Consider the following 9,525-nt stretch of genomic DNA (forward strand, 5'->3'; position numbering starts at 1 on the left):
TTACTCCTTTAATTAAAATCGATTGGCAATTTTCCACAACCACAGCAATTTTTGCAGCGAGGTTTGCTGGATGCCATTGGCCATAAACCGGCGTGTGCGCTTTTTGGTTTGGCGACAGGCCGACGAATAACTGAGGTTTTGCCATTGCGCTTTGCACTCGCGTAATTGCGGTGCAATTTCATCGTGTGCTTCCGCAAATGACCTGCCATCCAGAGCGGCGAGGGTATTTACCACCGCGAGCGGATAACGGCTCATGCCGGCGAGATCAGCTGGATCAACATAATACAATTCAGCGAGCGGTGCCGGTTTATTTTCCAGCAATTGATCCAGTGAATACCAGATAACAATATCGGCGCGATAATTGTCTGGTGCGCGCTGGAATGCATCGGCGGCTACGCTGATGGCTTCGTCCCAGCGTCCGGTTTCACGCAAGGCCAAGCTGTAAAAATACAGCATCCAGCCTTTGGCATCTGTGCGGGGTTTATTATTTGGATAGAGGTAGCCGAGCGCAAACCAGCGCACCGCCTCGTCCCAGCGGCCGAGCAATACTTTGTGGTAACCAATCAAACCCCAATTTTCCACATCGGCGACAAATTCTGTTTTAAATTTTTCGCAAATATTCCAGGGCAAATCGCGTTTGGTATTTACCAAACCCTGTAAATAACCTTCGAGGTAGCGCTGATCAAAGTTATCATTGATTGCACGCTGCAATAATTGCTGTTCAAACTTTGCCGGTTTTGTTTGTTCAAATTCATAAAGTGCGAGGCAGCGGCCAGCTTCATTGGCAATAGGTGCTTGTGATGCGCGCAACTGACGAATTAATTCAGCTGTCTGTGCAGCCTGTTTTGCATTCTCCAAAATTTTCCAACCGTTGAGCACAAACCATTCATTGGTCGCACTGTCTTGTAGGATAGCTTGGTAAATTTGCAGGCTATCATCCATTCGCTCAGCGGCAACAGCAATTTGTAATTCACGATAGCGCGTGTATACATCCTGATTATGTTTGTGCAACAGGATTAACGCCTGTTCCGCTTGCGCGTAATCACCTTGTTCAATGGCGTAGTCGATAAAGGTCAGGCCGTTGTATTGGCTGAGGGGATTTAATTCAAATGCGCGGCGCAACAAATCGCCGATACGCTGTTTATTGCCCTCAATCGCCTGCAATTTTTCGGCGACGTAACACAGTACCGACGCATCATTGGGGTAGAGTCGCTGGCAATGGTCTATCGCGCGCAACGCATTGGTTTTGTCTTTAATCTCGACGTACCAGCGCGCCAATAATCGCCACGCGTCATAATGGTTTTCGTTAATCGCCGCGAGCTGCTCCATGCGTTTAATGGCTTCGGGTAAATTGCCTTGTTGTGCAAGCACCCAGGCTTCTGCACCGAGAATCGCGTTGGGGCGATTGCCATTCCAATAGTTTTCGCTGGTGTATTCCAGTGCGTGATCAAAGTGATGCCGATCTGCCTGACGATGGACATAAGCAACACAAACTTCGATGTTGTGAGGTTGGCGCAATAAAAAATTGGCCAGTAAATCCAAAGCGCGCAAGTCATCATTCAAAATTTCGGCGTGCACCAGCGCAAGTGAGGCAGCGTCGGGAAATTGTTTTCTAACAGCGCTAATTTTTTCCAACACTTGGTCGTGCTTGTCCATTCCGGTCAGCAACCCATTAAGCGTTGTCCAGGCCCAATGATAGTGAGGGTCCCGTGCAAGGCCTTTTTCCAGTGCGTCAATCGCTTCAAGTTTGCGCCCGCTACGCAATAATAAATCGGCGAGAAAACCGTAGGGCGTTGGCGCCAGCGGATTGCGCGCGATCATATTGTTTTGCAAATCAATCGCTTCATCAAAACGATGTTGACGCTCAAGTAATTCGCATAAACTATTGGCCGCCATGGTCCAGCCCGGCGAAAGTTCCAGCACATGTTTGTAGCTGGATTCTGCATCGCTTAAACGATTTAACACGCGCTGGGTTTCGGCGATTTCGAATGCAACGCGCGGCAACAAAGGAAAACGTTGCGCCGCCGTGGTGAGCAGTTCCAATGCCTGTTCATTTTGCCCTTGGTTGCGATAGGCGAGGGCAAGTGCGACCCACGCTTGCCACAAGTCCGGGCGCGCATCGACAGCATGTTGCAGAAAGCGTGAAATATCGGCGGCAGATAATAATTGCCAGGCAATTTTTTGATACTCCAAAATGCCATCGCCGTAACTGACTTGCGCCATCAGTTGTTCGTAAATAAATTGCAGATCTTTCTGCTGGGCTTCATGGTTCAAGCCGCATTGCATCAATCGCTCATAGGCGTAGGTGTAGTCGCAACCAATTTCAAGTGCTTTGCGAAAGCAAACGCGCGCGAGGTTGCGCTTTTGGGTAGAGAGATAAATATCGCCGAGTTGTGCGTGGTTGCCGCTGTTATTCGCTTCGATGGCAACAGCTTCCAATGCGGCTGCGAGCGCTTCATCGTTGCGCTCCAATTTAAGCATTGCATTGGATAATCCGCGATAACCCCAAGAATCGGCCGGGTGATAGTGGATAAAATTCTGGAACGCAGTGGCAAGCGCCTGGTATTCAGTATCTTCCAACCAATTAATGTGCAAACGCAACAACATGGCATTGTCAGGGAATTGCGTTAATCGCTGCGCAATAAACTGCTCGGCTTTTTCGCGTTGCCCGGCTTCAACATACAAGCGCATCATGGCGTGATTGGCGTTGTAGCTCAGCGGCTCCAATTGCAATACTTGTTCAAGGCAATTAATCGCCTGTTTGCTATCAAGGTTATACTCGAAAAATTCTGCCGCTAATTCGTGATAGCGCACCGGATTTACAAAAGGCCGTGCCGCTTCCAACAATTGCGCTGCTTTAGTTGATTGCTGCAAATACAGGAATTTGCGCGCGGCAAATAGCATCAACCCGCCATCATCAGGGCGTAGCGCCATGGCTTGGTCGAGAATAGGTAAACCCTCGTGGGCGCGCTCCAATCCATCCAATGCATTAAAGAGCGAAATAGCTGGGCCGGAGGATTTTTTACCGAAGCGCGCAAAGCGATCACGTAAGAAACTTAATCCCAGTTCGGTTTGTTTGTGATAGCGCGCTGCTTTAAAAAAGCTTTCGGCGTAACGTTCATTTTTATCGTCAAGGCAAGTGACAAAGCGGTATAGCTGATATCCCTCGACAAAATTTCCTTTGTCCCAAAGCACGCCCGCATAAGCGTATAACGAATCCGTGTGCAGCGGATTGTAGCTGAGCAGTTGGCGAAATAATTTTTCTACCCGCGGCTGCTCACGCTGATCCCAGCGTAAATTGTCGGCGAGACGGCTCTTGATTAAAAAATGGATGTTGTCGCCGGTTGCAATGGTTTCCAGATAATCCCGAGTTTGTTTTGCCGAGCCAAATGAAGACAGCGAACTGGCTTTGCTCAATTGAAAATTAACATCCTGCGGAAATTGCTCCAGCAATTTTTCAGTCGCCGCCAAAATGCGTGGTTCATCGCTGTCATAAAAGGCAAGATATCGCTCGAAAATTTTGGTGATGCGATGATCGGGATCAAGCACACGTGCTTGCGCAAGTGCAGCGAGCGCGTTATCGCGTTGGTTATTATCCAGAGCGAGATTCAATTGATACAGCTGATCGTACAATTCGCGGCAGGGCAAATTCATCGCGTTGATATTGTCTGCCAGCGCCAAGGGCGCGACCACCATGCAGCGCGGGCCGCTTGAGGCGTAATGTTTATGGCAGCCGTCGATCAACATTTCTTGCAGGCGGCGATAATAGGGATCGCGCAATAAATAAGTGCCCATGGCTTCGTCGTAACCGACAATAATTTGCAAGTGTGCGCTACCGGGTTCAACGGTGGCGAGTAGCACAGGAATATCGGCATCGATTAATTGTTTTAATGCGGCAAAGGATAATTCGAATTCCTGCACAAACCAGTTATTGTTTTGCGCCCATTTGCGTTCATCTACCGATTGGGTGCCGCCATAGCAAATCGCTTCAACTACATGCTCTTGCGTTACGGGCACGCCCCAATAAGTTGATACTGCGGTTAAACTCGCAGGCCCACAAGTCATGTGATGTTGTCGCACAAAAGGCACATTCAATACTTTTCGTTTTGATGTGTCGGATGCGCGTTTGATCGATTCAATGACTGATTTGTTGTAAAAGTTTTTTTGCTCAAGATATTCCAGCGCTTCTTCATAACGCTGCTCGGCACAGAGCACATCGGCACGCATCGCACGCAAGCTCTGCTGCATTTCTTTGCAGTCGATTACCGGCAATTTTTCCAGCCGCGCAATGCAATCATGCGCGAGCGCGTATTGTTGGTCTTCGATATACAAATTACATAATTGTTTGCCGACCCAAAACGATTGCGATTCTTGCCAAAACTCGGCGAGCAAATGAATCGCACCGCTCAAATCATTTTGCAATTGCAGGAGGTTCGCTTTGAATTGCAGCGCCGAGCGATATTGGTGATCGCGCTCCAATACTTTATTGGTGAGTTCCATCGCCGTGGTGTAATCATCCTGCGCGTATTTCAATTCGGCTTGTGCCAGCAAGTGCCAGTTCTCGCCTTGTGCATCTATCGCTTGCAGGCATTCTTCGGCGGCGGAAAAGTCGCGAAAGCGGGTGAGGATTTCGGCTTGCTCGCCGCGCAAATAAGCGAGGTCTTTTGCATTGGGATGGGCTTTCGCCTCGGCTGAAGGCAGCATGCGCAATGCGACCAGCGGCCCCTGGCGGCGATGGGTAATAGCGACGGCGTAGTGGGAGAGGTCAGGCAGCTGCGGGTGGCGGCGCCAGAGGCGATAAATTGCGGCATCTGCTTTGCGCAGGTTGCCCAATTGGCCGAGCATGCGGGCGGCCAGCAACTGCAGGCGCGGTGTTGGCCATTGGCCGCCGCCAAACCAGCTGCAGCCTTGCTCCCATGCATCGCGAAAGCGATCTTTTAGATAGAGATCAAACAACTGATCGTATTGAGTAGAGTAGACTTCGTCGTCGCTGGAGCGGATATCCATATGGTGCTTACTCGCTGTTCGTGGTCGAGGGGCGCCTGTCCCGGCTATGTCGCCTGGATCGTTATAGGCAGGAGGCTAAGATAAACGACAAATTGCACAAACAACAAGCAGCGTTTTCAGGCTCGGTAAAGATTCGTCTGCAATAATTAACCAATCTAAGCATTAATAACGATGAATGGATTGACCGCTTTTAGGTAAAGTAGCGCTTTTTATTATATTAACGACCGCAAAAGGTTACGGGGACTCTACTATGAAGAAGTATGCTCTTGTTTTATCTGGATTATTAATGGCTAGCGCGCAGTTCGCACAGGCCGATGAATGCACCTTTGACCTGAATAGCAACGACGCTATGCAGTTCGACCAAAAGGCGATTACCGTCAGCAAAACCTGTAAAGAATTCACCCTCAACCTGCACCACACTGGCAAGCTGCCAAAAACCGTAATGGGGCACAACTGGGTGCTGAGCACGACTGCCGATTCAAAAGCAGTAGCGAGCGATGGTATGGCGGCAGGTGCAGCTAACGAATACCTCAAGCCAAATGATGCCCGTGTAATTGCTTTCACCAAGATTATCGGTGGCGGTGAAACTGCATCGGTAACCTTCCCGGTGAGCAAACTGAAAGACGGCGAAGCCTACACTTTCTTCTGCTCATTCCCAGGCCACGTTGCCATCATGGCTGGTACTCTGAATCTGAAATAAGATCGAGTAGCCTGAAGTAAGATCGAGGTTCAAGCTTGTTCCAACCATCGCCCGGATAAATAATCCGGCGATGGTTGAATCCAATCTGCGTTAATCCCCATCTAAGATAAAAACGGCTTACACACAAGAGGAGTTGGTATGCTGACGTTTATCTGCTGGTTATTGTTATGGGTCATTTGCTGGCCGCTGGCATTACTGGTGTTAGTTCTCTGGCCAATCGTTTGGCTGATCTCTCTCCCATTCCGCTTGATCGGCATCACCTTTGATGCGTTCTTCGCCTTCCTGCGCGCTGTGCTGTTTTTACCTGCGCGGATTCTTGGGCATAAAGCCTGATTTCACCGAAACGTAGCCCGTATGGAGCCTAGCGAAATACGGGGTATTTAAATTGCCGATTACTGTGGTAAATCCCGTATTCCGTTGCACTCCATACGGGCTACGATTTATTGGCTTTTATGCGCAATCGTATGCGCATGTTGTTCCCAATTCTGGCCATCAAAATTCACGACTTTTATTGATTTGGGTTGCGGTGTTATGCAGCGCAAATTGATGTCCATTCCGTCGGGATTGGAGCGGGGAACGTAGAAAGGTTTTATGCCGCAGGTTTTGCAGAATTTGTGTTTGGCTACGCCGGTATTGAATGTGTAAGTGGTGAGATTATCTTCACCACTGATGAGGCGGAAATCGCGCAGCGGCACAATCAAATGCAAAAATCCGGTCATACTGCAGATCGAACAATTGCAGTTTTCTACTTCAACGTCGTCCGCCGCTTCCACTTCAAATTTTATTGCGCCGCAATGGCAGCTGCCTTGGTAAATCATTTTTTTATCCCATGTTTACGCAAAACTTTCCGCACTTGATCCAGCGGAATTGCCTCCACTGTCTGCCCATTGCCTGTCATCGTGGTAGCCATAAACAAGGCGTTGTAGACCGATTCTTCTACCGCGTCGACGCTGGCTTGGAACACGGCGCTCATCTGCTCGTTCGCCAATTCGGTAGTTTGCAAACGCGCGGCATCAAACTCGCGTCGCACTGACTCGGCGGTCGAAAATGCGAGTATGTAGTCGCCGCTGCCATTGGATGCGGAACTGCCGGTGCGCCCCAGTCCCATCATGCCGCGTGAGGCAACACGTTGCAGATTACGATCCGATAAAGGCGCATCGGTGGCAATAATAATGATCACCGAGCCATCGCCGCGATCATCGGCCAATCCACGTGTGTTCTCCCGCGCAGCGACGGCGTTTTGGAATGCATAGCGATCCAACTCACGCCCCACGGGCGCGCCTTCCACCTGTAGCACACCACCGAAGTTGGCTTGTACCAACACACCCACTGTCCAGCCGCCCAAGCTTTCAGGTAGTTTGCGCGATGATGTTCCTATACCTGCTTTCCAGCCGAATGCGGTAGTGCCGGTGCCCGCACCGACGCTACCTTCTTGCACTGGCCCACTCTTCGCATTTTCCAATGCAGTGCGCACTGCCGCAGCGGTAATCGGGCGAGCACGTATGTCATTGAGTCTGCCGTCATTGGTTTCGCCCACGACCACATTTAATGAGCGCACCTGCTGCATATCCGGTTGCGCCAGCATCCACTCGGCCATGGCATCGGCAGCTTTCCACACGCACAACGTGCAGGTCAGCAGGATCGGGCTTTCCAGTTCGCCCAGCTCGTTGATCTGGGTGGTGCCGATGAATTTGCCGAAGCCATTACCCACGTGCATTGCTGCAGGCACCCGTGAACGGTAGGTATTACCGGGATGTTGCAGGATTGCGGTGATACCGGTGCGAACATTATCGCCTTCCCGCAAAGTTACCTGTCCGACGCGCACACCGGCGACGTCAGTGATCGCATTGTTAGTCCCTGTGCTGAAGATACCTGGTGCAACGCCTAAATCACGCGCTCGTACACGCTGTTCGTCCTCCGCCGCAACGGTCAGCGTGCAAAGCCCCGCTAAGGCCACAATCGATTGGAGTAAAAGACGATGTGATGTGCGGTGAAGGGATTTTTTTATTGATTCAGATTGTGATGTTAAAAAGCGCAAATTTGTCTCCAGTCCATAGGTATTTGAATGTGGGATAAAAAGGTTTTATCCCACAGGTTTTGCAGAATTTGTGTTTGGTTACGCCGGTATTGAATGTGTAAATGTTGAGATTATTGTTTTATTGCACCGCAATGGCAGCTGCCTTGGTAGATCATTTTACTTCTCTATTTTTTACTTTGATATTCAGAAAATCTTTTGTCATTAATCACAACGGTTCTCGCCGCCCAATCACCAATGCGTTGATTCTTTTTGTTTATGAGTAGCAAAAGATCAATAATTCCCAAAACTATGAAAAAGCAATTTCTTACCAGCGATTGCCAAGGGCTACACGTAAGTTTTGTTTTCTCACGTAAAACGGTGATTTTCATTATGAATTTACCGATACTTTTTCCGTAAAAAATACTGTCCTGAAATAACGTATACAAAACTATTAAAGTAACAGGTATTGCGGTGGGAATAATTTTTGATTCTGCTGTAAGAACCATCAGATAGATGATTGCTATGTCTATTAGTCTGGCAGCAGCTCGTTCAGGTAATGAGGCATAGACGCTAAGTGCTTGTGATGTCGTTGCGGAAGTGTCTTGCACATTTTTAGCTGCTGATGGAATGTCACGGCTCGTCAATTCCTGTTGCAAAATTGCACGAGCGGCATCACTAAGTTCGGTGGACGAAAGACGTAACAGCTCATGTGTTTCAAGTAACCTGAATCTGGCTGCTAATTGTTCAGTATTTATATCCATTTTTATTCAAGTCCTTACTGCGATGTGTTCGTTAGAGTCAGTGAGGCGATGACTCTACCCCAAAAACAAAAACGCCGCTACCAATTGCTTGGAGCGGCAAAGCAGGGACGCTATTACTACTTGGGTAATTAGGCTTTTTTGTTTTTGCGGCCTAATAAAATTCCGGCTACGCCGAGCAGTAACAACGCGAGCGAGGATGACTCGGGTACTGCAGCGGCTGGGGTTTCGTTGAAGGTGAAGTTGTCCATGACGAAAAATTCACCACCGTTATTGGGATCAATTGATACTCCGCCCCAAGCGCGCAGGCTGAGTGAGTTGATGCCAGCGAAATTGAAATCAAACCATTGCGCTGCACTGGTGTTGACTACAACTGTTTTGGTGAAGAGCGCGAGGTTATCTAAAAAGCCGGTGACTTCGATGTTTAAACCGTCGTTCCAGCCTGCAGTTAAATAAGCGCCGTTGAAATCAAATTTTTCACCGCTGATGACGCTGGTAGTGGCGAGGAAATTAAACGCGGCGTAATTGCCCGACACTACACCGGTTTCAAAACCAGTACCGGGGATTGCATCTTTGTGTGCGTAAGCAACATTGGTCAGGAAGGAATCTCCCCAGTTAAACCCGCCGTAACCTTCGCTGATTGAGCCAATATCGGTTTCGGGTAAATCGTCAAACGTGATAACAGCCGCTTGGGTGCTGAGTGCACTGCTGAGGCCGAGAGAGAGCAATAACGTTAATAAGAGTGATTTGGTCTTGTACATGATATGTCGTCCGTTAGTTGATTTTTTGTTAGTACTTTTTTGTCTTGCAAAACTACTTCGATACGAGTTTGGCGTTGGCGTTTTTGTTTAGAAACAGGAACACTAATGGCAAACGTGTTACGAAGTATTTGGTAAAAAACCGCCCGCAAAAAAATCGCGGGCGGTTCTCTTTGTAAAAAATAATTACCGAAAAGAAGTGAAATTATTTTTTACTAGAGTCCAGTCAATCTCACCTCCCAGATTGAATAACCCCATTGGTTGCCAGCGCTGCGTGCGGTTGCA

General features: G+C 48.9%; 7 protein-coding genes. 2 read left to right on the forward strand and 5 right to left on the reverse strand.

Annotation, left to right across the window (positions count from 1 at the left end):
- Positions 1-12: 12 nt before the first annotated feature.
- A complete protein-coding gene (locus AAGC78_RS17200; RefSeq protein WP_435785334.1) occupies positions 13-5,007 on the reverse strand; it encodes a tetratricopeptide repeat protein in 4,995 nt (1,664 codons plus the stop codon).
- A 250-nt stretch (positions 5,008-5,257) separates the two neighbouring features.
- Here AAGC78_RS17200 and azu point away from each other — a divergent pair, with 250 nt between their 5' ends.
- Together azu and AAGC78_RS17210 are read left to right on the forward strand one after the other, a co-directional pair.
- Positions 5,258-5,707: an azurin gene (gene azu / locus AAGC78_RS17205; RefSeq protein ID WP_435785335.1), complete on the forward strand. Its 450-nt coding sequence runs from the start codon at positions 5,258-5,260 to the stop codon at positions 5,705-5,707.
- A gap of 138 nt (positions 5,708-5,845) precedes the next feature.
- The gene (locus AAGC78_RS17210) at positions 5,846-6,040 is read left to right on the forward strand and encodes a hypothetical protein (protein ID WP_435785336.1); all 195 of its coding nucleotides are present in this window, start codon (positions 5,846-5,848) and stop codon (positions 6,038-6,040) included.
- Between the two features lie 107 nt (positions 6,041-6,147).
- Here the strand turns inward: AAGC78_RS17210 and AAGC78_RS17215 are convergent, their stop codons facing one another.
- From AAGC78_RS17215 to AAGC78_RS17230, 4 genes are all read right to left on the reverse strand, one after another.
- Entirely contained in the window at positions 6,148-6,525 is a 378-nt protein-coding gene (locus tag AAGC78_RS17215) for a GFA family protein (RefSeq protein ID WP_435785337.1), read from the reverse strand.
- Entirely contained in the window at positions 6,522-7,745 is a 1,224-nt protein-coding gene (locus tag AAGC78_RS17220; RefSeq protein ID WP_435785338.1) for a P1 family peptidase, read from the reverse strand. The genes AAGC78_RS17215 and AAGC78_RS17220 overlap by 4 nt, the downstream gene beginning before the upstream one ends.
- 164 nt (positions 7,746-7,909) lie before the next feature.
- On the reverse strand, positions 7,910-8,485 hold the full coding sequence (locus tag AAGC78_RS17225) for an RDD family protein (protein WP_435785339.1): 576 nt from the start codon (positions 8,483-8,485) through the stop codon (positions 7,910-7,912).
- A gap of 128 nt (positions 8,486-8,613) precedes the next feature.
- A complete protein-coding gene (locus tag AAGC78_RS17230; RefSeq protein ID WP_435785340.1) occupies positions 8,614-9,243 on the reverse strand; it encodes a PEP-CTERM sorting domain-containing protein in 630 nt (209 codons plus the stop codon).
- Positions 9,244-9,525: the final 282 nt, after the last annotated feature.

Origin of the sequence: Cellvibrio sp. (assembly GCF_039207905.1) — a bacterium.
Lineage (GTDB): Bacteria > Pseudomonadota > Gammaproteobacteria > Pseudomonadales > Cellvibrionaceae > Cellvibrio.